Source organism: Palleronia aestuarii (assembly GCF_003253995.1).
Classification (GTDB): Bacteria; Pseudomonadota; Alphaproteobacteria; order Rhodobacterales; family Rhodobacteraceae; genus Palleronia; species Palleronia aestuarii.
In genome coordinates, this window is sequence record NZ_QKZL01000019.1 from 46,645 (window position 1) to 69,506 (window position 22,862).

The 22,862-nt window shown below is 65.8% G+C and carries 22 protein-coding genes; 13 read left to right on the forward strand and 9 right to left on the reverse strand.

Going from position 1 to position 22,862, the window contains the following annotated elements:
- The first annotated feature begins 74 nt into the window (after positions 1–74).
- On the forward strand, positions 75–704 hold the full coding sequence (locus tag LX81_RS16405) for a LuxR C-terminal-related transcriptional regulator (RefSeq protein WP_111538405.1): 630 nt from the start codon (positions 75–77) through the stop codon (positions 702–704).
- Here LX81_RS16405 and LX81_RS16410 read toward each other — a convergent pair.
- From LX81_RS16410 to LX81_RS16450, 9 genes are all read right to left on the reverse strand, one after another.
- Entirely contained in the window at positions 701–3,418 is a 2,718-nt protein-coding gene (locus tag LX81_RS16410) for a PAS domain S-box protein (protein ID WP_170133989.1), read from the reverse strand. The two genes, LX81_RS16405 and LX81_RS16410, sit on opposite strands and share 4 nt — an antisense overlap.
- Positions 3,419–3,860: 442 nt before the next feature.
- Entirely contained in the window at positions 3,861–4,292 is a 432-nt protein-coding gene (locus tag LX81_RS16415) for a phasin family protein (RefSeq protein ID WP_111538407.1), read from the reverse strand.
- A gap of 392 nt (positions 4,293–4,684) precedes the next feature.
- On the reverse strand, positions 4,685–6,838 hold the full coding sequence (locus LX81_RS16420) for an ATP-binding protein (RefSeq protein WP_111538408.1): 2,154 nt from the start codon (positions 6,836–6,838) through the stop codon (positions 4,685–4,687).
- Positions 6,839–6,840: 2 nt separating this feature from the next.
- Positions 6,841–7,590: a LuxR C-terminal-related transcriptional regulator gene (locus LX81_RS16425; RefSeq protein ID WP_111538409.1), complete on the reverse strand. Its 750-nt coding sequence runs from the start codon at positions 7,588–7,590 to the stop codon at positions 6,841–6,843.
- Between the two features lie 414 nt (positions 7,591–8,004).
- Positions 8,005–9,318 (reverse strand): pilus assembly protein TadG-related protein, encoded by a 1,314-nt coding sequence (locus LX81_RS16430; protein WP_111538410.1) that lies wholly within the window; start codon positions 9,316–9,318, stop codon positions 8,005–8,007.
- Positions 9,319–9,340: 22 nt separating this feature from the next.
- On the reverse strand, positions 9,341–10,309 hold the full coding sequence (locus LX81_RS16435) for a type II secretion system F family protein (RefSeq protein ID WP_111538411.1): 969 nt from the start codon (positions 10,307–10,309) through the stop codon (positions 9,341–9,343).
- 12 nt (positions 10,310–10,321) lie between these two features.
- Positions 10,322–11,317, reverse strand: coding sequence for a type II secretion system F family protein (locus LX81_RS16440; RefSeq protein WP_111538412.1), 996 nt, complete (start codon positions 11,315–11,317; stop codon positions 10,322–10,324).
- Between the two features lie 12 nt (positions 11,318–11,329).
- Complete coding sequence (locus LX81_RS16445) at positions 11,330–12,535, reverse strand: TadA family conjugal transfer-associated ATPase (protein WP_234822657.1); 1,206 nt, start codon at positions 12,533–12,535, stop codon at positions 11,330–11,332.
- Positions 12,536–12,830: 295 nt separating this feature from the next.
- Entirely contained in the window at positions 12,831–13,022 is a 192-nt protein-coding gene (locus LX81_RS16450) for a Flp family type IVb pilin (RefSeq protein ID WP_111538414.1), read from the reverse strand.
- A 415-nt stretch (positions 13,023–13,437) separates the two neighbouring features.
- On the opposite strand from LX81_RS16450, the gene LX81_RS16455 reads away from it, so the two are divergent.
- The 12 genes from LX81_RS16455 to LX81_RS16505 form a co-directional block, all read left to right on the forward strand.
- On the forward strand, positions 13,438–13,950 hold the full coding sequence (locus tag LX81_RS16455; protein ID WP_111538415.1) for a prepilin peptidase: 513 nt from the start codon (positions 13,438–13,440) through the stop codon (positions 13,948–13,950).
- Between the two features lie 23 nt (positions 13,951–13,973).
- Positions 13,974–14,741: a Flp pilus assembly protein CpaB gene (cpaB, locus tag LX81_RS16460; RefSeq protein ID WP_111538416.1), complete on the forward strand. Its 768-nt coding sequence runs from the start codon at positions 13,974–13,976 to the stop codon at positions 14,739–14,741.
- Positions 14,742–14,753: 12 nt separating this feature from the next.
- On the forward strand, positions 14,754–16,013 hold the full coding sequence (locus LX81_RS22300; protein ID WP_170133991.1) for a CpaE/TadZ family protein: 1,260 nt from the start codon (positions 14,754–14,756) through the stop codon (positions 16,011–16,013).
- Positions 16,010–16,498: a TadE/TadG family type IV pilus assembly protein gene (locus LX81_RS22305; RefSeq protein ID WP_170133992.1), complete on the forward strand. Its 489-nt coding sequence runs from the start codon at positions 16,010–16,012 to the stop codon at positions 16,496–16,498. The genes LX81_RS22300 and LX81_RS22305 overlap by 4 nt, the downstream gene beginning before the upstream one ends.
- On the forward strand, positions 16,495–16,887 hold the full coding sequence (locus LX81_RS16470; protein WP_111538417.1) for a TadE/TadG family type IV pilus assembly protein: 393 nt from the start codon (positions 16,495–16,497) through the stop codon (positions 16,885–16,887). Before LX81_RS22305 ends, LX81_RS16470 begins: the two co-directional genes overlap by 4 nt.
- A gap of 24 nt (positions 16,888–16,911) precedes the next feature.
- Positions 16,912–17,466: a pilus assembly protein N-terminal domain-containing protein gene (locus tag LX81_RS16475; RefSeq protein WP_111538418.1), complete on the forward strand. Its 555-nt coding sequence runs from the start codon at positions 16,912–16,914 to the stop codon at positions 17,464–17,466.
- Positions 17,467–17,656: 190 nt separating this feature from the next.
- On the forward strand, positions 17,657–18,175 hold the full coding sequence (locus tag LX81_RS16480; protein WP_111538419.1) for a hypothetical protein: 519 nt from the start codon (positions 17,657–17,659) through the stop codon (positions 18,173–18,175).
- Entirely contained in the window at positions 18,159–19,568 is a 1,410-nt protein-coding gene (locus LX81_RS16485) for a type II and III secretion system protein family protein (RefSeq protein ID WP_111538420.1), read from the forward strand. Before LX81_RS16480 ends, LX81_RS16485 begins: the two co-directional genes overlap by 17 nt.
- Before the next feature lie 58 nt (positions 19,569–19,626).
- Positions 19,627–19,842 (forward strand): hypothetical protein, encoded by a 216-nt coding sequence (locus LX81_RS16490; RefSeq protein ID WP_111538421.1) that lies wholly within the window; start codon positions 19,627–19,629, stop codon positions 19,840–19,842.
- A gap of 368 nt (positions 19,843–20,210) precedes the next feature.
- Entirely contained in the window at positions 20,211–20,699 is a 489-nt protein-coding gene (locus LX81_RS16495; RefSeq protein WP_111538422.1) for a cupin domain-containing protein, read from the forward strand.
- A 250-nt stretch (positions 20,700–20,949) separates the two neighbouring features.
- Complete coding sequence (locus tag LX81_RS16500; protein ID WP_170133993.1) at positions 20,950–22,470, forward strand: FAD-dependent oxidoreductase; 1,521 nt, start codon at positions 20,950–20,952, stop codon at positions 22,468–22,470.
- 270 nt (positions 22,471–22,740) lie between these two features.
- On the forward strand, positions 22,741–22,862 hold a 122-nt coding region (locus tag LX81_RS16505), incomplete at its 3' end, for a transposase (protein ID WP_146259456.1).

Sequence of the window (22,862 nt, forward strand, 5' to 3'; positions counted from 1 at the left end):
AATTTACCCGAGCATGGGCCCGACGTTCCGGGCCGCGGCCCGGAAGTGCCATCCGTAGCGAGTGGATCCATGACATGATCGAGACCATCTGCATCATCAGCGACAGCAATCTCGTGCGCGCCTATCTCGAGGGATCGCTCGCCGAGGCCGCCTGCACCATCTCCTCCCTGGAAGACGCCAGCCGTTTCGAGACCGAGGATCCCGGCCCGGGCGAGATCGTCGTGTGGGAAGTGAGCTGCGCGCGACGGTGCGGCGCGGTCCTAGATCGGCTGAAATCCCGCGGCGTGGCGCTCGACAAGGTGATCCTGCTGCTCCGTGGCGAGACCCTGGCGGTCGAACTGCACCGTTTCGTGCGCGATATCGGAGCGATCCTGGGCCCCGACACGCCGGTGGAGGTGCTGAAGCAGGTCCTGCATCCGGTGCAGGCGGGAGCCTGCGTGCTGCCCCGTCGCCTCCTGGGCGAGATCCTACCGGCGCATCCGGCCGTCGCCGCGTTTCCGGAGACTGTCCAACACCTGACGAACCAGGAACGGGTGATCCTCCAACGTCTGTCGGTCGGCAATTGCAACAAGACGATCGCGTCGGAGCTGAACATCACCGACGGGACCGTCCGCGTCCACGTGCGCTCGATATTGCGCAAGCTCGGCGTGCGGAACCGCACCGAGGCGGCGCTCTATGCGGGGCAGTTCGGCAGCGTGGCCTAGAGATATCGCCGGAGCGTCTCGAGAAGCTCGGCCTTCCGCGTGGGCTTGAGCAGGATCGCGTCGACGTCGTGCGTGGCGATCTCCGAGGTCCTGTCGGAATAGCTGTGCGCGGTCAGCAGGATGACGGGCAGCCGCGGCAGGCCCTCCTGGGACTCGCGCGCCCGGATCCGCCGCACGACTTCGAACCCGTCATAGCCGGGGATCGAGACGTCGAGGAGCAGGGCATCGAAATGCCGCTCGCGGAGCGCCTCGACGGCGCCCGGACCATCGACCGCCCAAGTCAGATCGAAGGGCTCGGCCTTCAGGAAACCGCTGACGACCATCCAGTTGACCTTGTTGTCCTCGGCCACGAGGACCGATCGCCGCGCCGCGACCGGGCCGGGTGGAATGTCGCGACCATCGGCCATTCCGGCCGGTGCGGGCAGCGCCCCCGCGCTCCGCGTGAGGGCGGCGAGGCTTTCGAAGAGGCGGCGTTGGCGGACCGGCTTGACGAGGTAGTCCTGCACGCCTCGCGCGCGAAAGGCTGAGATCGTGGCGTCGTCGTCGCCCGAGGAGAGGACCACCACGATCCCGTGGGCCGACGGTGCCTCGCGCTCCAGCCATTCGGCCACGGCCATCCCGTCGAGGCCGGGCATGTGGTAATCGAGCAGGATCAGCGGGAACGGCCGCCCCGCCCGCGCCGCCGCGCCGAGCTTCGCGATCGCGTCGGCGCCGTCCACCGCCGTCTCCGGCGCGAGGCCCCAGGCGCGGCATTGCTCGGAAAGGATCAGGCGGTTCACCTCGTTGTCGTCGACGATGAGGATGGGCGAGGGCGCAAGTCCCCCATCGGCCGCCGTCTCGCCGGGGGCCGGGTCCGCGACCGGATCGAGCGGCAACTCGACCCAGAAGGTCGTCCCGCCACCGTTGGCCGCCCGCACCCCCATCCGACCCTCCATCAGTTCGACCAGGCGGTTCGAGATCGTGAGACCGAGGCCCGTCCCGCCGTAAAGCCGCGTCGTCGCGCTTTCCGCCTGGCTGAACGCCTCGAAGATCGTCTCGAGCTTGTCGGCGGGGATGCCGATCCCGGTATCGGTGACCTCGATCCGCCAGACGGGCCTCCCGCCCGACATCTCCGCCGGGCGCACGGCGACGAGGATATGGCCCGCATGGGTGAACTTCGCGGCGTTCGCGACGAGGTTGTTCACGATCTGGCGGATCCGGCCCGCATCCCCCCTCATCCGCGCCGGGATCTCGGCCCCGCAATCCACGATCACCTCGACGCCCTTCTTCCGCGCGCCCGGCTCGTGCAGGATCGCGACCTGCTCGCAAAGATCGCGGAGATCGAAGGACACCGGATCGAGAACGATGGCGCCGGCCTCGATCTTCGAGAAGTCGAGCACGTCGTTGAGCACCCGCAGGAGCGCGTCGCCCGAGGACGCGATCGTATCCACGAACTGGCGCGGGCGGGGGGCGAGGTCGCAATCGAGCACGAGCTCGGTCATGCCGAGGATTCCGTTGAGCGGCGTGCGGATCTCGTGGCTCATGTTGGCGAGGAAGGTGCTCTTGGCCACGCTCGCCACCTCGGCCGCGCGGACCGCCGCCTCGAGCTTTCGCGTCGTGTCGCGCTGCTCGGCGATCAGGGCGGCGAGCCGCTCCTCGTCGGCCTTCTGGCGCGAGATGTCGCGCGTGATCTTGGCAAAGCCGATGAGATCGGCGCCGTCGTAGATCGCCGTGACGACGACGTTCGCCCAGAAGCGCGACCCGTCCTTGCGCAGCCGCCAGCCCGTCCCCTCGTAGCGTCCGGCCTCCCGCGCGGTCCGCAAGGCCTTTGCGGGCAGCCCGTCGGCCCGGTCCCCCGCCTCGTAAAAGACCGAGAAGTGCCGGCCGAGGATCTCCGTCTCGGCATATCCCTTCGCGCGCTCCGCACCCGCGTTCCAGTTGGCGACACGGCCTTCGGGATCGAGCATGTAGATCGCGTAGTCGGTCACCCCCTGGACGAGGAGGCGGAATTTCCGCTCGCTCGACCTGGCCTCCGCCTCGGCGCGGTTGCGCTCGGTGCAGTCCTTCGTGATCTTGGCGAAGCCTATCAGCGCGCCCGCCTCGTCGTAGACCGCGTCGATGACCACCATGGCCCAGAAGCGCGACCCGTCCTTGCGCAGCCGCCAGCCCTCCGCCTCGAACCGCCCCGCGCGGCGGGCCGTCTCGAGCGCCGTGGCGGGCGCGCCGAGGGCCCGCTGGTCCTCGGGATAGAAGCAGGAGAAGTGGTGGCCGACGATCTCCTCGGCGCGGTATCCTTTGGCCCGTTCGGCCCCGATGTTCCAGCTCGCCACATGGCCCTCGGGATCGAGCATGTAGATCGCGTAATCCACGATGCTGGCGACGAGAAGGCGGGCCATCCGGTCCGTCTCGTCCGATGGGGACGGGACGGGACGCGGCGCCACGTGTTCGAGGACGGCCACCGCGATCCGGCCGTCCTCCGACGCCGGGCCGGTCCGGTAGAGCGCCGTGGTCACGTCCCCGCCCCGCCGCACCCGGGTCTCCCGCCACGCATCCGGAGCGCTACCGAAATCTGGCAGGATCCCTGCCAGCGGCCGACCTATCGCGTCGTGGGCGCCAAGGCCGAAGAAATCCTCGGCGGCGTCGGGCCAGTCATGGATGTTGCCTTCGGGATCGACGGTGAACTGACAGCCCGCCGGAAGCAGCGCCGCGATCCGGGATGACGGAATGTCTTTCACGATGGAAAACCGTTCGATCTGCAAATACCGCTCGGGACCTATCGGCAGTTGGAAAAGAAAACATGAATGGACGCCTGGGGGACCGTCGCGCCAGCCGCCGGAGCCGGTGGCTACCCTTTGGGCGAGCGTCCGTCTCGATGCGTGGCTGGTGGGTCGATCTCGACCAGGCGGTCCCGACGGCGCTCTGGGTTGCAACGAGTACATTCCCGGCGGGAGGGGCGGGCATCGATCCCGAGGGCACATCTCGACGGCAAGCCGAAGCGGGCCCGGCGCTCGGCGTCCGACACATACCTCGGCATAAGCGCGCTGGATCGACGGAGCAGGGGGCGCTCACGTATCGAGGGGAGATGTTTTCGCGTCGGACACGAAAACGGCGGGCCCGTCGCCGAGCCCGCCGTTCGTCTTTCCGTCGATCAGCCGGTCCGCAGACCGGCCGGTCGGTTCAGGCGGCCTTCTTCGCCGCGGAGCCGGCCTTGTCGGCGGCACTCTCGGCATTGGCCATGGCCTTGTCGGCGATCTCGCGGCCGGTCTCGGAGGCCATGTCCGCGGAATGGCGGGCGGCTTCCTGCGTCACGCCGGCGAAATCCTGCGCGGTGCGCATGACGAGTTCCATCTGCTTCTGCACGAACGTGCCGTAGGCCTGACCGTAAGCGGCGGGCTCGTCACGAACCTGGGCGAACTCGCGCATGTTCTCGAAGCCTTCCTTCATGGCCTCGCTGAAGATGTCGGTCGAGCGGGTGCCGGTGTCGACCATGACTTGCGTCAGGCGCTCGTTCGAGCTGGCCATCGTCTTAAAGACGTTCTGGTAGCCCTGCGGGTCGAACAGGTTCTGGATGTCGTTGGCGGCGGATTTGGTGTTCTGCTTCGTAGCCATGTCAAATCTCCTTCTGGAGGGTCGGGGGAAAGGGTAGTTGCGCGCTGTTGACCCTCAGGTAACGCTGCAGCGCAGAACTACAAGCGGGATACGCTGCAATGCGGCAAAAAGTTTTGACCGTGCCATGGGCGGGTGATGACGGACCCGCGCAAGATGGACGTAGGGTAAGGGGCAGGCGCCGTCGTACGACCCCATCCACGATCCGAACGGTCATCCCTCGAACCTGGGCTATCTCGGGTGAGCCGCCGTTCGATATCGATCTGGCGTCCACGGAGCCGGCAGCGGATCAGCTCGGTGGTCTGCGGGAACCACCCCGGAAGCTCGCATGAGGCCCGGTCCGGAGATGGGGTAAAGTTCGACCGGGCCGCAATCCCGCTTTCGTGGAACCGCTTTCAGGCGGCAGACCGTGACTGGATCTCGATCGCGGCGGACGATGCGCGATGGAAAGCGACATCGATGTCCTTGCCGTCCCGGCAGGCTTCTTCGAGCGCCACGCAGGATTCCGCGAAATTCGTGAACCCCAGCATGCCCGAGAGAGAAATCAACGCATGTGCGTTCCGGGCGAGGTCGTGGCGTGATGGAATCCGGGACTGGCCGTCGAAGATCTCGGCGATCCGCTTGCTCAGGTCCGCCCGCGCGGCTGCGACCTTTTCCGGCCCGAGCAAGGCTTCGATCGAGATCGTTTCTGCGTCCGTTTCCGGTAACGGAACCGCCGCGATCCGACGATCGGCGCGTCGCAAGGACGCAAACACCTTCTCGAGGAGTTCCCCCTTGCGAAACGGTTTCGACACGTGCCCGTTCATGCCGGTTTCGCCGAACATCTTGATCTGATGGGGCAGGACGTTCGCTGTCATGGCGAGGATGGGAACATCACGGCTTCGATTGTCGAGGGCCCTGATCTGCGTCGCGGCCGTAAGCCCATCCATCACCGGCATCTGGATATCCATCAGGACCAGATCGTAATTTCCGGAACGGACCATAGCGACTGCCTCGGCCCCGTTACGTGCGGTCTCGACGTCGTGTCCGGCTTCGGTCAGGATCGCCATGGCCAGATCACGGTTATATTCGAGATCCTCGACGAGAAGGATGCGACCACCCGGACCCGATGAGGGCTGCCGATCGGCGAGCGCAGCCGGGATGGGGTCGCGACCGGTGCGGGGCAGACGGGCCGGAACGGTGAACCAGAAGGCCGATCCTTCGTCGGGTCGGCTCCGGACCCCGATCTCGCCCCCCATCGCCCGGACCAGTCGCTTGGATATGGCGAGCCCCAGTCCCGTTCCCCCGAAACGCGACATCCTCGCCTGGCCGACCTGGTAGAACTCGTCGAAGAGCCGATCGACCTGATCCTCCGCGATGCCGATACCGGTATCCTCGACGACGAACCGGATTCCGGGCCCCGCGATGAGGTCGACGCGGTCGACGGATACGCGAATTCCACCGGTCTCGGTGAACTTGGAGGCATTGTTCAGGAGGTTGAGGAGTACCTGCCGAATGCGGGTCTCGTCGCCGACGAGCACTTCCGGCAAATCGGAAGACAGATCGAGATCGAGCGTCAAACTCTTGCGCTCCACCTGATCGGCGACGATCGAGATGGCATTGTTGATGAGCGGCGGCAGCGAGAAGGACTGGTCGCGGAGCTGCACGCATCCCGCCTCGATCTTCGAGAAGTCGAGGATATCGTTCACCGTGGACAACAGCGACGATCCCGCGAATTGCACACGTTCGAGGTAGCGGCGTTGCACCGCGTCGAGTTCGGTGTCGGAGATCAGCTCGGAATAGCCGATGATCCCGTTCAGGGGAGTGCGGATCTCATGGCTCATCGAGGCCAGGAACTCCGTCTTGGCCTGGTTCGCGTCCTCGGCGCGGTGAAGCGCCAGCTCGGCCGCCCTGCGCGCCCGGGAGAGATCGCGCGCGGCGCGGCGGGTCTGACGGACATAGGCGAAGCCGACGATTCCGAAGACAAGGCTCAGCACGACCACGAGCGCTTCGAGCCGAACGATCGTGCGTCGGAAGGATTGCGTCGTTTGCCTTTCCGCCTGGACATAGTCGTCGATGATCGTGCTTTCGGTGACGAGAAGAGTATCCGCGAGCCCCAGGATTTCGTCGAAGGCTTCCGTGTCGGCAGCGGCGAGCGACAACGGGGGGGTGGTCATGCGGTCGCGGATCCGCTCGGCTAGGTGTTCGGCTTCGAAGTCGAAGGCCGTTCCCTCGGTCAGCCGATGCAATCGGTCGAGCCTCGCGGGAACGCCGGCGAAAGCCGATTCCCGCAGGTCGAGGAAATGCGCCTCCCCGGTCGCGGCATAGCGAAGCCCGGCAATCTCGGCCGTTCGCACCCTGTCGAGGATCTCCCACGTCACGGTCCTCGTCTCGACCAGGGTATCGAGTTCGAAACCGGTCGGGGACGTGGCAGAGACGTTCTGTCTCAGACTGCCGACGAGCAGGACGATCGCCAGAAGCAACGTGAGAGAGAAAATCGCGGCCAACGGAATGATCCGTGCATCGCCGGGCGCCCGGGCGCGTTCATCGGCATCGAGGGTGACACTCATCTTCAGCCGCCGAGAAGCTTGCCGCCGAGCGCGGCCGTGGCCGAACGACTGGCGGTTCCGAGGTTCCGGAACAGGGCGGACATATGGACCTTCACGGTGCCCTCGCCCAGATCGAGCCGGCGGGCGATCTCCTTGTTCGATTTGCCCAGAACCAGAAGTTCGAGCACCTCCTTCTGGCGCGGCGTCAGGCCCTCGAGGGTCGGTCGGACGGGGGCCGGTTCGCGCGCCTCCTCCACCTCGATCATGGTGATCGATTGCGGCACGTAGATCAGTCCCTCGAGCACCATCGACAGCGCATGGAAGATCTGGGTGGCGCCCAGGCTCTTCGGGACGTATCCGTGCACGCCGCTGGTCAGTGCCATGAGGATATCGTCCCGCCGCCGTGAACCGGAAATCACCGTGATCTTGAGGTCGGCGAATTCCTCGCGTACGGCGCGCAGGCTGGAAGCGCTCTTCATGCCGGGCATGTCCAAGTCGAAGACCCCGAGCGCGATCTCGTCGTGACGGGAGAGGAGATCGACGGCATCGTCGAGGGAGGTCGCCTCGATCACCTCCGAAAAACCCAGCCGCTGTGTAAGGATGACCCCGAGCGCCATTCGGAAGAATTCATCGTCGTCGGCGATCAGCGCGGTCCGGCCCCCTTTTGCGGCACGGAGCCGGTTCGGATCCGGATGATCGGCCTCTTCGCCCGGCACATCGAAAATCTTGGGGATGGCCCGTACTGCGGCACTACGCCTACCTGCGTCAAACATAATGGTTCTCGTCTGAATCACTCGTAACAAAGGTCGTGAACGCAATATACAGGACCGCGCGTTGCGAGATTAACAAATTCTTACTGCCAATCGAACCGGCATCGTAAGTAATACAGTCAAAAGATGAGATAATTAAAATTTTTCAATTTTAAGAAGAAGTGTGTAGAAGCGAGTGGACGACAAGATATTGGTTTGATTGAGTATTGCGAAGGTTAGAAACAGGCCTTCGCCAAATTGCGATTTTCGTCGATGTTGCGTCAAAGTGTCGCATCGTGGAACCAATCGACGATCATGCTTGCCAATGTCTCTCGTGGCATGCGCGATCCATGGTGCTGACCACTTCCGCTGACAGGTTTCAGCCGGTTTTCGAAGCTGTCGGTTCAAGTTCCATTCGACTGATCGTCGGAACCCGGCTTATTCCACTACCGATATGATTTGCCCGATGAGGATCTCTTCTGTTCCGTCATCGGCACATTCGATGGCCAGATCGGAATTGCCCGTCAGCTTGATCGTGTCCGCGATGACCTGCGTGCAGCCGTTGCTGCCATCGGAGTTTCCGGTGAACTCGACATCGGCGGCGGGCATGTAGATCGCGCCGGTGAAGCTTGAGGCGGAGTTACCAAGAATGTCGTGTGACAGCGTGTTGGACCGGGCGCCGAAGAAGAGAATGCCGGAATAGGGCCCGTCCTCGGGAGCGGAGAGATCGAACTGTGCGCCGCCGTTGAATTTCACCGAGGCCAAGGGACCCAGATAGAAGGTGACATCCTCTCCTGTCACGACAGCGGTGTTGTTGGCCGCAAAATCACCGTTGCCGATGATGTAGACACCGGGCTCGAAATGCACGGGCCCCTTCAGCGAGACGCCGTTGCAGAACTTCTTGACGTTCAGGACCGTCCCGTCGGGATGCGTCCACGTCTCGTCTGTCGTCACGGTCGTCAAAGAAGCGTTTTGGCCGCCGTTGCCGATCTGCACATTGCCACCGCCGGGTCCACCCGCCGGACAGGCCGGCGGCTCCATGACCCAGTAATACGGGTCAGCGACCGCCGGTGCATTGGTGAGGGGAGCCTCGCATTCGGTCATCGTCAGGTTGTCAGTTGTCTCCGCCCCTCCGGACGACTGGACGCAGTCGGTCGTCAAGGTGCCGCCCTGTCCCTGCATGTCGAAAGAATCGGATGCGGTCGAATTCGAGGCGACCGCGCATCCCGTCAGGGTGGCGGTGGTGCTTCCGGTCACGGTAACGGCACCGGATTCGGTCTCGTTCAGCGCAAGGATGCAGGCGGGCTGACCCAGGCCTGTCACGGCGGCCACGGCGCGGGCGGCGATGACCACGTCCTGGTCGTCCTCGCCCGCGAAGATCGCCGAGAAGAGCTTCGGCCGTGTCTCGGTCAGGATGACCTCGACCGCGGTCGGCTCGCCCGTGAAGGCGCCCGAAAGGGGCGGGATGTTGACGGTGATGGTGCCGACCGCGCCGTCGTAATCCGAGCCCAGGGCGACATCGAGCGCGGCGGCGTCGATGTCGTCCTTGTCGTCGCCCTTGGCCTTGTGCACCGCGCCGGCATGGGCGGCGAAGTCGGCGGCGTGCTGGAGGAGGCGCTGGTTGTGGTAGCGGTAGCCGGTTTCCGCACCGAGCCCCATGCCCCCCACGAGGACCGGCATCGCCAGCGCCACGTAGATGGCCACGCCACCGCGGCGGTCGGAAAGAAACGCGTGAAGACGGGTCCTGGACATGACGGGCTCCGGAAAGGGCGGCTCAGAGGTTCATGATCTGGATGCCCGCAGGACCCAGGATCACGCCGAAGAGGACGGGCAGGAAGAAGACGATCATCGGCACGGTAAGCTTCGGGGGCAGGGCAGCGGCCTTCTTCTCGGCAAGGCTCATGCGCAGGTCGCGGCTCTCCTGTGCCAGCACCCGCAGCGACTGCCCCAGCGACGTGCCGTGCTTCTCGGCCTGCACGAGGGTCGTGACTGCCTGGCGGATGCTGTCCACGCCGGTGCGATCGGAGAGGTTCTCGAACGCCTTGCGGCGATCGGCGAGGTAGGACATCTCGGCCGTGGTAAGGCTCAGCTCCTCGGCGAGCTCGACCGATTGCGCGCCGATCTCGATGGCCACCTTGCGCAATGCGCCCTCGATGCTCATGCCCGACTCGACGCAGATCAGAAGCAGGTCGAGCGCGTCGGGCCAGGCCCGCCGCATGGCCTGCTGGCGCTTGTCGATCCGGTTCTTCACGTAGATCGCGGGCCCGTAATAGCCGGCGCAGGCGGCCACCACGCAAATCCCCCATTTCAGCGCGAAGGGCTGAGCGAGATCGATCAGCACGAAAACGTAGAACGCGGCGAAGGCGAAGAGGCCGAGCGGGAGCAGGAAACGCATCGCGAGGAAGGCCATGATCGGCCCCTCGCCGCGAAAGCCCGCCATGCGGAGCCTCGCGCGCATTTCGCCGTCGGTCGCTTCCTGCGCCAGGCCGAAGCGCTCGACGATGTCCTTGAAAAGCTTCCTGGGCTCGCGCCGGAGCGATACCTTGTCCCCCGCCTTCAGTCGGGCGCGTTCGCGCACGCGGATCCGCTCGGCCTCGTCGGTCACGAGCCGCATCCGCCGCGCCAGGGTGTCGCTCACGAGATAGGGCCAGAGCGTGACCAGGATCCCGCAGGTGACGGCGGCCGCCGCCAGAAGCCCGATGGCCGGTTCGCGGTAGGTCTGGAGGAGAAGCTCGACGTTCATGACCCGGTCCTTCTAGAAGTCGAAAGCGATCATCTTGCGCATGACGAGGATGCCGATCAGCATCCAGAATGCGGATGCGGCGAGGATGACGTTGCCGATGATGTTGGAGAATAGCAGCGCGACATAATCCGGAGCGATGGCGGCCAGTGCGCCCCCGACGAGGAAGGGCAGTGCGCCGATGATCATCGCCGAGGCCTTGGCCTCCGAGCTCATCGCCTGGATCTTGTTCTTCATCTTCTTGCGCTCGCGCACCACGCTCGAAAGGTTGCCGAGCGCTTCCGAGAGAGAGCCGCCGCTGCGGCTCTGGATCGCGATGACGATGGCGAAGAAGGTCGCCTCGGGGACGGGCATCCGCTCCGGGAGCCGCACGGCCGCATCGGCCAATGTCATGCCCATCGTGTGGTCGTCGACGATCGCCTTGAACTCGGCGCGCACGGGCTCGGGGGCCTCCGCCGCGATCGCCTTCATGCAGTCCGAGAGTGGCAGGCCGGATTTCACGCCACGCACGATGACGTCGAGCGCGTCGGGCAGTTCCGAGACGAAGCGCGACATGCGCCGCGCGCGCTTGCGGTTGACGTAGAGGTTCGGCGCCAGAAGGCCGAAGCCGATACCGAAGCCGAGCGCCGGCACCGGCCCGAGTCCGGCCGCGACCGTCGCCAGCAGGAAACCGAAGAGCGCGGAGGCGAGGCCGAAGATGTAGAACGTCTTGCGCGTCCAGCCGAGTCCCGCCTGCCGGATGCGAAGTTGCAGCGACACCTTGCGGCGCTTGCCGTCGGCACCCGTCTCCTTCTCCGCGATCTCGCGGAGCGCGTCTTCTACGCTCTGCTTGCGACCACGATCCTTCAACGCGCCGGGCAGGACGGGCTTGCGGCCGCTCGCCACGGCGGTGAGGCGGTCGCTCGCGCGGCTGCCGCCGTCGAGGCGCGGCTTGAAGAGCGCCCAGAGCATGCCCGCGGAGGCCATCGCGGTGAGCAGGAAGACCAGGAAAGGCTGGGCGGCGGCGGACATCTAGACCTTCTTTCAGGCTGCAGGCGCGAGGGCGGCGTCGAGCGCCTCGGCAAGGCGCTTCTCCTCGCCGTAATACCGCGCGCGGTCCCAGAAGGCGGGACGGCCGATACCGGTGGAGACGTGGTTGCCGATCAGGCGGCCATCGGCATCCTCGCCCTGCACGTCGTAGAGCATCAGGTCCTGCGTGGTGATCACGTCGCCCTCCATGCCCAGAACCTCGGTGATGTGGGTGATGCGGCGCGAGCCGTCGCGCAGGCGCATGGCGTGCACGATCACGTCGATCGAGCCCGAGATCATCTCGCGGATGGTGCGCGCGGGCAGGTTGAAGCCGCCCATGGTGATCATAGACTCGAGCCGCGAGAGCGCCTCCCGGGGCGAGTTCGCGTGGACCGTGCCCATGGAGCCATCGTGACCGGTGTTCATCGCCTGCAAGAGGTCGAACGCCTCGGTACCGCGCACCTCGCCTACGATGATGCGGTCGGGCCGCATCCGGAGGCAGTTCTTGACGAGCTGGCGCATGGTGATCTCGCCCTCGCCCTCGATGTTCGGGGGGCGGGTCTCGAGCCGCACGGTATGGGGCTGCTGGAGTTGCAGTTCGGCCGCGTCCTCGCAGGTCACGATCCGCTCGCCGCCGTCGATATAGCGGGTGAGGCAGTTCAGGAGCGTTGTCTTGCCCGAGCCGGTACCGCCCGAGACGAGCACGTTGCAGCGCACGCGCCCGATGATGCGGAGCACGTCGGCACCGGCCCGCGTGATGGTGCCGAGGCGGACGAGCTCGTCGAGGGTCAGCCGGTCGCGGGCGAATTTCCGGATCGTCAGCGTGGTGCCGTCGACGGCGAGCGGCGGGGCGATGACGTTGACGCGGGAGCCGTCGAGCAGGCGCGCGTCGCAGATGGGCGAGGACTCATCGACCCGGCGGCCGACCTGGCTCACGATCTTTTGGCAGATGTTGAGAAGCTGGTCGGCGTCGCGGAAGCGCACCGGGGCCTGCTCCACCTTGCCGCCGATCTCGATATAGATTTGGTCGGGCCCGTTCACCATAATGTCGGTGATCTCGTCGCGCGCGAGCAGCGGCTCCAGCGGCCCGAGGCCCAGGACGTCGTTGCAGATGTCCTCGAGCAGGTCCTCTTGATCGGTGGCGGACAGCACCACCTTGCGGGCCGCGACGATATCGACAACGACACTACGCACGCTGGCGCGGGCGGTTTCGGGATCCATGTGTGACAACTGAGAAACGTCGATTGTCTCGACTAAAGCTGCGAAGATCGAGCCTTTCAAATCGTAATAGTCATTAGATTTGAGTATCAAATGCTTCGCCGGCGCGAGTATTTCTGGGCCCCAAGCACTACGAGACGCTATTGATCCGGACCCCGTCACGGAAAATTCGTGAGTTTTTGTATTTACTGCCGCAAAGGTTGCAGCCTGTCTTTTTCCGAACATGACCGACCAACACGGAATAGCTGAATAGGAGAACGGATGGGGGAGCGTTCCCCCATCCAGTGGCATGATGTGTTTAGCCGCCGGCAGCGGCAGGCGCGTTATCGTTCAGGGTGTTGCCAACAGCAAGGAAGATGCGATTGAGTGCGGGACCAGCAAGTTGCAGTCCCGCGATGATCACGATCGAAACGAGGCCGGCGATCAGGCCGTACTCGATCGCGGTGGCGCCGGATTCGTCGTTCTTGAAGCGAGCGATGAGGTTCGTCATTGAGAAGTCCCTTTTGGTTCAGTGGTGATCTGGCGGCCTGTTTCATGGCGGCCTGGCCAGCGGTGGTCGCCATGGTCGGCGTGCCACCAGTGATGCCCGTTAACATCCCGTTAAGAAATTCGGCCTGATGGCCTAGGCCGCCCGGGGGAGGCGCGACCTCTCGCAACCCGCTGGCAGAAAATGGAAATACATTTCTATGGCCTTGGAACGGGCCCCTCGAAGGCTTGGAATCACCTCCGCGACCATGGTGGCCCGGCACCCGGACTAGGCCATTCGGCCTAATCCACTTCGGCGGATGGCCTAGCCCGAGAGGCCGAATGGCGCGGACAGGTGCGGGGCGGGTAATCTCGACGGGCAACTCGCATTTCACGGCCCATCCCCCGGGTCGCGCGCCGCCCGAACGAAAGGTACCGCCATGCTGTCCCAGATCGCCGCCATCGGTGGAGCCGTCTTCTTCACGGGGGCCATGATCTATGCCGCGCTCGAGGATGCGCGCTGCTACACCATCCGCAACAAGCTCGTCCTCGCCGTCGCCGGTGGCTGGCTGCTGGTCGCGCCGCTCGCGGGCCTCTCGCTCGCGCAGATGGGGCTATCGCTCGGCACGGGGGCGCTGGTCCTCGCGGTGACCTTCACGCTCTTCGCCTTGAACGCGATCGGGGGCGGCGACGCCAAGCTCGCGGCGGCCGCGGCGCTCTGGCTCGGGCCCGAGGGCGCGCTCGCCTTCGCGCTCGGCACGATGCTGATCGGCGGCGTGCTCGCCATGGCGCTCCTCGCCTTCCGCGCGGCGCCGCTGCCCGCCACGCTCTACGGGCAGGCCTGGGTCGCGCGCCTGCAATCGCCGCAGACGGGGCTGCCCTACGCGGTGGCCATGGCGCCGGCGGCGCTCCTCGCGCTGCCCTCCGCGCCCTGGCTCGCCCAGCTCGTCTGATTTTCAAAGTAAGGATCGTCCCGATGCCCGTCTCCCGCCTTCTCGTCCTCGCCCTGTCGCTCACCGCCGGCGGCGGCGCGGCGTACCTGACCACGCAGGGCGAACCCGAGGTCCGGCAAGTGACCATGACGCAGACCGTTCCCGACGAGCGGGTGGAGATACTCGTGGCGGGTGCCGACCTGGAACAGCGCCGCCTGCTGGCGCCCGGCGATCTGGAATGGCGCTCCTGGCCGAAGGATGCCGTCCTCGACGGCTATGTCACGCGCGCCGAGCAGCCGGGCGCCGCCGAGGAGCTGGCGGGCAACCTGCTGCGCGCCTCGATCGCGAAGGGAGAGCCGGTGCGGCGCGACAGGATCGGCGTCTCCGACGGCGGCTATCTCTCGGCGATGCTGTCTTCCGGCAAGCGCGCGGTTTCGGTCAAGGTCACGGCCGAGAGCACCGCGGGTGGCTTCATCCTGCCCGAGGACCGGGTCGACGTGCTGCATACCGTCGTCGAGAACAACGGCGCCGGGGGAGTGACACGCACCGTGGTCACCAATGTCCGCGTCCTTGCCGTGGACCAGCAGGTCACCGCACCCGAAACCAATGCCGTGTCCGGCGCGAAGACGGCCACGCTGGAGCTCGGACCCGGCCAGGCGGAGATCGTCTCCGGGGCCGAAGCGACCGGGATTCTCTCGCTCTCGCTGCGCTCCTCGGCCGACAACGACGAGATGCAGATCGTGGCCAACGAGGACCGGCGCACCATACAGATCTTCGGTCGCGGCCAGGTCCGGACCGCCCAGACGAATTGAAGGACCTGAACGATGACCCTGATTTCCCCCATGCTCGGTTCGGTTCCCGCGGAGGACGGCGGCATCGGCAACCGGCCGGTCCCCAAGATCCGGATTGAGGCCTTCTGCGAGACGAACGATGTCCTCGACGTCGTCGCCACGCTCAGCCACGACCGGCACCTGATGCGCGCGAGCATTGATGCGGGCCTGCAAGGCGTGCAATCGGCGATCGCGCGCTACCGCACGCATCCGAGCCCCGACCTGGTGATCCTGGAACGCCAGGCTCCGGGCGATCTGCTGATCGAGGAACTCGAGAAGCTCGCCGAGGTGTGCGACGCCTGCACCAGGGTGATCGTGATCGGCGCCCTGAACGACATCGATCTCTACCGCAATCTGCTCGGCCGGGGCATCAGCGACTATCTCGTGGCCCCGATCGAGGCGCCTGCGCTGATCGCCTCCGTCGTCCGGCTCTACCAGCAGGAAGATGCGCGCAAGCTCGGCCGGACCTACGCCTTTGTAGGCGCCAAGGGCGGGGTCGGGTCATCGACCATCGCCCACAACGTCGCCGCGACCATGGCCGACGATCTCGCGCTCGACGTGATCCTGGCCGACCTGGACTTGCCGTTCGGAACCGCCGGCCTCGATTTCAACCTCGACAGCCCCCAGGGCGTGGCCGACGCACTCGACAGCGGTGCCAAGCTGGACGAACTGCTCTTCGAGCGGTTGCTGAGCAAATGCTCCGAACGGCTGAGCATGCTGGCCGCGCCCGCATCGCTCGACCGCCCCTATGACCAGAACGAGGAGGATTTCGACAATCTGATCGACATCGCCCGCGTCAGCACATCCCACCTCGTGCTCGACATGCCGCATCAATGGTCCTCCTGGTCGCGCCGGATGCTGCTCGCCGCCGACGAGATCGTGGTGACGGCGGCGCCGGACCTGGCGAACCTGCGCAATACGAAGGCCCTGCTCGAAGCACTGCGAAAGTCGCGGCCGAACGATGCGCCTCCCAAGGTGATCTTGAACCAGGTCGGCATGGCGAAGCGCCCCGAGATCAAGCCTGCCGAATTCGCGAAGGCGATCGGGTTCGATCCGGTCGCGACGATCTCCTTCGATCCCAAGCTCTACGGCACCGCCGCCAACAATGGCCAGATGATCGCGGATGTCGCCAAGCGGTCGGCGGCCCCCTTCGCCACCATCTCGTCCGCGATCCTGAAATCCGGGGCGGGGCGGGGGGCGCGTGGCTCGGCTGGGCTGCTGTCGAGATTGGGCCTCGGGCGGCGATCGGCATGAGACGCGCTGCCTCGCGTCTTCTGCGGCCTGTCTTCGCCGGGGCCGGGCGCCGATTCCGCGGAGACGAACGTGGTGTCTCGGCCGTCGAATTCGCGCTTCTCGCGCCGATGATCTTCTTCGGCCTGCTGTCGATGACCGACATCGCCTTCGCCCTCCGGGAGCGGATGTGGGTGGACCAGATCCTGCGCTCCGGCGGTCAGCCGGCGATGCGTGGGCTGGAGCCCGCCGATGTCGAAGAGACGATGGAGCGCGCGACCTGCACGTCGGCGGAGACCTATCCGGACTGCGCGGCGATCCCCCTCATGACCTTTTCCGCCGATCGCTATTGCATCTGTCCGACGACGGAGGAAGTGGACGCGTCCTGCACGGCCACCTGTGCCGTACGACCGATGCGATATTACGAGATCTCGGCGACCAAGAGCTATGACGGCATCTTCCTGCCGCAATTCGATTTCGCCCCGACGGTACTGGTGGAAGCGAGATGAGCCGCGGCCGACGCCTCCTCCGGTGCGAAGCGGGCACCGCCGCGATCGAGTTCGCCTTCATCGGGCTCTTGCTCTTCACGGTGACGATCGGCCTCGTGGAGGCCGGACGCGCGTTCTTCCTGATGAACGAATTGTCCCACGCCGCCGACCGGGCCGCACGCGCGGTGATGCTGAACTTCGAAATCGAGGGTGATGACCTGACGACCCTGGTCCAGGACGATGACTTCCTGACCGGACTTACGCCGGCATCGGTTCTGGTCGACTCCCCCATGCCATCCACGGCGGACATGTTTCGCAACGTGAGGTTGAGCTATCCCTTCACGCCGATCATCGCGGGCTTTACGCTCGGGGGTGCCACGCTTTCCACCGACCGCCAGGTGGCCCGGTAGCGGTCCCAGCACGGAGCAGCCTTCATGCCGCAGAACTTCTTCTTTCGGTTTCCCCCCGTCCGCCTCGCCCCTCTCTGCGCGATCACCGTCGTGGCGACGAATGTCGCGATGGCACAGGGCGACGGGCAGGACGGTTTGCGGTTGCAGCAATCGGTGGACGGCGCCGGGACGATCGTTCCCATGGGGGAGGTGGGCGAGACGTTCGAGATCACGGTCGGCCATTCGCGGCTCCTGACGGGCGAGACCCCCTTCGACACGATCATCGTCGGCGACGACGCCATCGTCGGTGCGTCGCCGGGGCCGGGGGATTCCATAATCGTTACCGGGCTCGCCGCGGGCTCGACGAACCTCATCGTTCTCGACCAAGGCAGATCGTCCATGCTCTCGACGCAGATCTCGGTGTCGCCGGTGACCGGCCCGCTACGCTCCACCGTGACGGTCCTGAAGGGAGCAGAGGCGCGCGAGAGTTACGAGTGCCGCGGTATGACCTGCCTCAGGACCGATGACGGCGACGAACAGCGCGAACTTCCCTTCGTCCTCCTTTCCGCGCCCGACGAGACGCAGGCCCAGGAGAACTGATTTCCGCCGCGCCCGCCGGGGTTCCGGGCGGTCTTCGCCTTCTTGGCCCCTGTTGCGAGAAAATCGCAATCGTCACCCTGTTTCGAGGCGAAGGCGGAAGATCAAATTCAACTTCTGGACAGGAAGAACCGCCTGTGGCCCTTTCCGATGGTTAATACACGAGGCAATTGTCAATTTATCGAGATAGATCATGCACGCATTTGGTGTGAAACCGCCGGACAGGCCCGATACGAAGGCCCGTCGCCTCGCGCTCGTCATGCTGCTTGCGGGCCTCGGCACCGTCGCCGGCTGCGGATCGACGGGGATCGAGGCGTCCCGGAACGCCATTCCGAGAAGCGTGCCGGCGGTTCCGGCCGGCACCGAGCTCGCGACGGCGCGCACGGCTTTCGACAGCGGCAGCTTCGGCTATTCGGCGAAGTACTACGAGATGGCCGCGAAATCCGATCCCGCAAGCATGGAAGCCTGCCTCGGCATGGCCGCCTCCTACGATTGGCTCTACCGGTTCGACGAGGCCGACAAGGCCTATGCCAGATGTTCGAAGATCGCGTCCGATACCTTCCAATATCACAACAACATGGGGTTCTCGTACCTGCTCCGCGGCGATTACGGCAAGGCGTCGGTGAGCTTTACGCGGGCCCGGAGCATCCGGCCGGCCGACCCGGTGGTCAACACGAATTTGAGGATTTTGCGTGATGCGGCTTCTGGCTAGAGCGACCCTCCTTTTCGTTCTGGCGCTTGCCGCCCCCTGGCCGGGCGGCAACCGGGCCACGGGACAGGAGGCGCTGCGGCTCAGCAATCTCCAGGCCGAGAAGATCGCGGTGCCGGTCGGCGAATCCCGTGTCTTCTCCACTGGCCGCGACATCTCCCAGTTGGTGATCGGCAATCCCGAGGTCGCGGATGTCGTGCTGGTCTCGCCGCGTTCGTTCTATGTCCTCGGGCAGGGGCTGGGGCAGACGAACCTGCAGGTCTTCGCCGACGGGGAATATCCCATCGGCCTCGTCGACCTCGAGGTGACGGTGGATACGGGCGATCTGTCCTCGGCGCTGCGCAACGCGGCTCCCGCTGCCGACATCCGCGCGCAATCGGTCAACGGGCGGCTTCGATTGCAGGGCACCGTTCCGGATGCGCCGACGCTCGACCGGGTCCTCGAGATTGCCGGGCAATACGGCTCCGAGGAGGTCATCAACGGGTTGCAGGTCACGAGCCCCCAGCAGGTGTTCCTCGAGGTCCGCATAATCGAGGCCTCGCGCGACGCCGGAAAGAGCCTCGGGATAAACGTCGACGTCTTCGACCAAGGCTCCGAGGGCTTTACCAGCCTGAATTCAGGTCGCCGCCTGAACGGAGACGACATTCCGTTCGGCAGCTTTCTCGCCACCCTCGTCCGCGGTGGGCTGAACGTCGATCTGCTCATCGATACGCTCGAGGAGCGTGGATTGGCGCGGAGCCTGGCCGAGCCGACCCTCGCGGCGCTTTCGGGAGAAACGGCGAGCTTTCTCGCGGGCGGCGAGATTCCGATCCCCGTTGCGGAAGAAGACGGTCGGGTCACCATCGTGTTCAAGGAATTCGGCGTGCGGCTGAGCTTCACGCCGGTAGTGCTCGACAACGGCCTCATCAATCTCGAACTCGAACCCGAAGTCAGTCAGGTCGATTTCTCCAACACGTTCGATACGGGCCTCATCGAGTTGCCGAGCTTCTCGACCCGCCGCGCGAACACCACGATCGAGCTTGCCGACGGGCAGAGTTTCGCCATCGCGGGCCTCCTGCAGCGCAACAACACGCGCCGCCAGCGCCAGGTCCCCTGGCTCGGCGACGTTCCGGTCCTCGGCGCCCTGTTCCGGTCGGCCTCCTACCAGAAGGACGAAACCGACCTGGTGATCCTCGTGACCCCGCGTCTCAGCCGTCCCGCCGCCTCTCCGAGCCTGCTCGCGACACCGCTCGATTATTCCACGGTAACCCGCGAAAGCACCTATTTCCTCTACGGGATCCAGGAGATCAGCCGCGGGGAGATGACCCGCCAGCTCGAGCAGCGCGGGATCGAGGCCCCATTCGGACACGTTATCGACGACGATTATATTCCGGGGCTGAAATATGCCGGCAAATAGGCGAGCATTCTCTCTGGCGGCCCTGCTTTGCCTGCTCGCGGGCTGCAGTGCCGACCCGATGGATGGAACGGACGGCATCTTCCCGACCGCTGGACTGGCGCAGGCTCACAACGCCAACGTCCATGTCATCAATCCCAACGCCGGTTACGGGGCGAGGGGCAATCCCGGCGCGTCGGGCAAGCGCGCGGCCGTCGTGATCGATCGCTACAATACCGACGCCGATAGCGACGATAATTCAGACAGTCTCGGAACGATCGAGTTCAATCTCCAATAGTGGGAATGCACAGCTCTGTTTCCCGCAAGCCATGATCGCGAGGTTCCTCGCGAAATGGATCAGGAGTGGCCCGGTTTGCCGGCACGGCGTCCGGGCCCTCACCTGATCGTCTTCGCATCCCACCGTTCGCCGGAACCGATCCACGAGGACGTTGTCGCCACCAAACGGAGGGACGGTCGGATACACGACCCGTTTGCGACCGATCGGACGGCGACGCCCATACATGCCCCGACCAGGTGGAAGCCTTGCCAAGTCTGCCTGGCATGAGTGTCACTAGGAGTGCCACGGGGACCCGCGGGATTTCTGGCGGCGTTGGCAGGGCAGGTCCGGCCGAGGGCCCGGAGCATGGAACGGAAGGGGAGCCCACGATGGCGCACGACCACCACGAGAGCGGAGAGGCGGCCTGGAAGCACGACGGCATCCGCGTGATCAAGGGCGACCGGCTCGACGACAACACCCCGCAGACGCCGGGCATGTACCGGCAGGCCGCGATCGACGCCGCCCGCGTCGGCGCGCAGAAGATCTGGGCGGGCACGGTCGCGATCGAGCCCGACGCCAAGACCGGCGTGCATCATCACGGCGCGCTCGAGAGCGTGATCTACGTCGTGCGGGGCCGCGCCCGTCTGCGCTGGGGCGAACGGCTCGAATTCGTGGCGGAGGCGGAGCCCGGGGACTTCATCTTCGTCCCGCCCTTCTGCCCTCATCAGGAGATCAACGCCGAACCGGGCGAGGTGCTCCATTGCGTGCTCATGCGCTCCGACAACGAGGCCGTGGTCGTGAACATCGACGATGTCGATCCGGTCGAGCGTCCGGAGGAGGTCTATTGGGTCGACCCGATCCACAAGGCGCCAGATTGATCCCGTAACGCACGGGAGCGGTCCGCCGATGCCCCCGGCCTCATGCCGCTGGGGGGGGGCGGGACATGGCCTCCTGCATTCCGGGGCCTTTCCGGCGACGACCAGTCGGATCGAGCCACGGGGTCTGCCGCCCTGATGCCGGACAATCAGAGCCGGTGGCCGCGGGTCGCGTGAACAAAAGCCGTGGATGGCTGTTCATCTTCTTCGAGCCAAAGCCGCAATTGACCCCGAGCGATCAAGGAAGCCCACCATGGCACAGCACGATATCGGAGCGATCGAGGATTTCGAGATCGACCGCCCCACCAGCGCCGAAGCCGGCGAGACCGAGATCATGGTGATCCGGCGCGGCGACACGGTGCTCGCCATGACCCATGCCTGCCCGCATTACGGCCTGCCGCTCTCGGGCGGGCATCTCGACGGCGACAGGCTCATCTGTCCGTTCCACCACGCCTGCTTCGATGTCTCCACCGGCCATCAGCTGGAGCCGCCCGGCAAGGGCGACCTGCGCCGCTACGACGTCTCCGTCATGGACGGACGGGTGATCGTGGAGGTGCCCGAGGGTGCCGATCCACATCCCGCGCCGGCTCATGTGCGCCGCGGCGCCGATGCAAGGCGGGTGGTCATCGCGGGGTCGGGGACGGCCGCCAATGCCTGCGCCTTCATGCTCCGCGACCGGGGATTCGAGGGGGAGGTCGAGATGATCTCTCCCGACCCGGCCTTGCCCTACGACCGGACGCTCCTGTCGAAGGCGGTGCTCGCGGGAGGGGACGGTCCGCGACCGCTCACCACGGTCTCGCAGGACGCGCTCGACGCGCGCGACATCGTCCTCAGCGAAGGGCGGCTCGCCTCCGTGGACGCGGAGGCGGGCGGGATCACGCTCGCGGGCGGGCAAACGCGGGACTTCGACGCGCTGCTCGTTGCCACGGGGGGCGAGGCCAAAAGGCTCGATCTGCCCGGCGCCGATCTTCCCGGCGTCCACACCCTCCGAAGCCGCGCGGAGGCGGAGCAAATCGCCGAGGCCGCGGGCGGCGTGCGACGGGCGATCCTCGTGGGCGGGGGCTTCATCGGGCTCGAGGTCGCTCTCAGCCTCGCCAAGCGAGACATCGAGGTCCATGTGGTGATGCGGGAAGCCGTCCCTCTTGCGCGGATCGTGGGCGAACGGATCGGCCGTGCCATCATGGCCGAGCACGAGGAGAAGGGGGTCGTCTTCCATCCCGAGGCCGGCCTGTCCTCTCTCGAGGGTGACGGGACGCTCTCCGGCATCCGGTTGCGCGACGGCACCACGATCGACGCGGAATTGGCGATCCTCGCCGTGGGCGTCCGGCCGGCGACTGCGATCGAGGGCCTTCCGACGGAAGAGAACGGCGCCATAAGTGTCGCGGATGACCTCTCCGTCCCGGGTCTCCGGGGCGTGTGGGCGGCGGGCGACATCGCGCTTGCCCCGACGCCCTGGGGCCGCGTACGGATCGAGCATTGGCGCGTCGCGCAGCAGCACGGCCAGCGGGCCGCGCGCGCGATCCTCGGGGAGCGCGTGGCCTCGCTCGGCGTACCGTTCTTCTGGACCGCGCTCGCCCGTCAATACCGATATCTCGGCCATGCGGAGGGATGGGATGACATCCGCTTCGATGGCGCGCCGGAGAATGGCGGCGATTTCACGGCCTACTACATCAAGGACGACCGCGTGATGGCGCTGATGGGGGCAGGCCGGGATGCCGAACTCGCCGCGACGCATGCGCGCATGATCCGCGAGGGCGGCCCGCTTCCGGCCTGAGGCCGCGCGACGTCGCGGCATGCCGGCCCCGCCGAGGGGCCGGAGCCGACAGGAGGACTGTGATGCGGGTTACAGCACTAATCGCCATCCACTCCGATTTTCCACCGGCAACCCCGCGAGCATCGGTGGCGGCCGCGAGGACGAACTTCAGGGCTACCGGGTCGTTGAGGAGCTCGACCGGCTAGCCAGGATCAGGGGCAAAGCCACTGACCTGAGCCCCGTTTCTTCCTCCAGATTTGGGTAGAGTCCGCTTCAACGAGGAGACGGACAATGAAGCGATCGAGGTTCAACGAGGAACAGATCATCGGCATCCTGAAGGATCAGGAAGCCGGCATGGCGACGGCTGACGTGTGCCGCAAGCACGGCGTGAGCACGGCGACGTTCTACAAGTG

Bases quoted from the DNA above. Each gene is read 5' to 3' on its own strand.
- LX81_RS16450 (WP_111538414.1), bottom strand. From the start codon at position 13,022: ATGACGAACCTCATCGCTCGCTTCAAGAACGACGAATCCGGCGCCACC.
- LX81_RS16425 (WP_111538409.1), bottom strand. From the start codon at position 7,590: ATGTTTGACGCAGGTAGGCGTAGTGCCGCAGTACGGGCCATCCCCAAG.
- LX81_RS22300 (WP_170133991.1), top strand. From the start codon at position 14,754: ATGACCCTGATTTCCCCCATGCTCGGTTCGGTTCCCGCGGAGGACGGC.
- LX81_RS16415 (WP_111538407.1), bottom strand. From the start codon at position 4,292: ATGGCTACGAAGCAGAACACCAAATCCGCCGCCAACGACATCCAGAAC.
- LX81_RS16495 (WP_111538422.1), top strand. From the start codon at position 20,211: ATGGCGCACGACCACCACGAGAGCGGAGAGGCGGCCTGGAAGCACGAC.
- LX81_RS16435 (WP_111538411.1), bottom strand. From the start codon at position 10,309: ATGAACGTCGAGCTTCTCCTCCAGACCTACCGCGAACCGGCCATCGGG.
- LX81_RS16490 (WP_111538421.1), top strand. From the start codon at position 19,627: ATGGATGGAACGGACGGCATCTTCCCGACCGCTGGACTGGCGCAGGCT.
- LX81_RS16470 (WP_111538417.1), top strand. From the start codon at position 16,495: ATGAGCCGCGGCCGACGCCTCCTCCGGTGCGAAGCGGGCACCGCCGCG.
- LX81_RS22305 (WP_170133992.1), top strand. From the start codon at position 16,010: ATGAGACGCGCTGCCTCGCGTCTTCTGCGGCCTGTCTTCGCCGGGGCC.
- LX81_RS16405 (WP_111538405.1), top strand. From the start codon at position 75: ATGATCGAGACCATCTGCATCATCAGCGACAGCAATCTCGTGCGCGCC.
- LX81_RS16440 (WP_111538412.1), bottom strand. From the start codon at position 11,317: ATGTCCGCCGCCGCCCAGCCTTTCCTGGTCTTCCTGCTCACCGCGATG.
- LX81_RS16430 (WP_111538410.1), bottom strand. From the start codon at position 9,318: ATGTCCAGGACCCGTCTTCACGCGTTTCTTTCCGACCGCCGCGGTGGC.
- LX81_RS16480 (WP_111538419.1), top strand. From the start codon at position 17,657: ATGCACGCATTTGGTGTGAAACCGCCGGACAGGCCCGATACGAAGGCC.
- LX81_RS16485 (WP_111538420.1), top strand. From the start codon at position 18,159: ATGCGGCTTCTGGCTAGAGCGACCCTCCTTTTCGTTCTGGCGCTTGCC.
- LX81_RS16455 (WP_111538415.1), top strand. From the start codon at position 13,438: ATGCTGTCCCAGATCGCCGCCATCGGTGGAGCCGTCTTCTTCACGGGG.
- LX81_RS16420 (WP_111538408.1), bottom strand. From the start codon at position 6,838: ATGAGTGTCACCCTCGATGCCGATGAACGCGCCCGGGCGCCCGGCGAT.
- cpaB (WP_111538416.1), top strand. From the start codon at position 13,974: ATGCCCGTCTCCCGCCTTCTCGTCCTCGCCCTGTCGCTCACCGCCGGC.
- LX81_RS16500 (WP_170133993.1), top strand. From the start codon at position 20,950: ATGGCACAGCACGATATCGGAGCGATCGAGGATTTCGAGATCGACCGC.
- LX81_RS16445 (WP_234822657.1), bottom strand. From the start codon at position 12,535: ATGGATCCCGAAACCGCCCGCGCCAGCGTGCGTAGTGTCGTTGTCGAT.
- LX81_RS16475 (WP_111538418.1), top strand. From the start codon at position 16,912: ATGCCGCAGAACTTCTTCTTTCGGTTTCCCCCCGTCCGCCTCGCCCCT.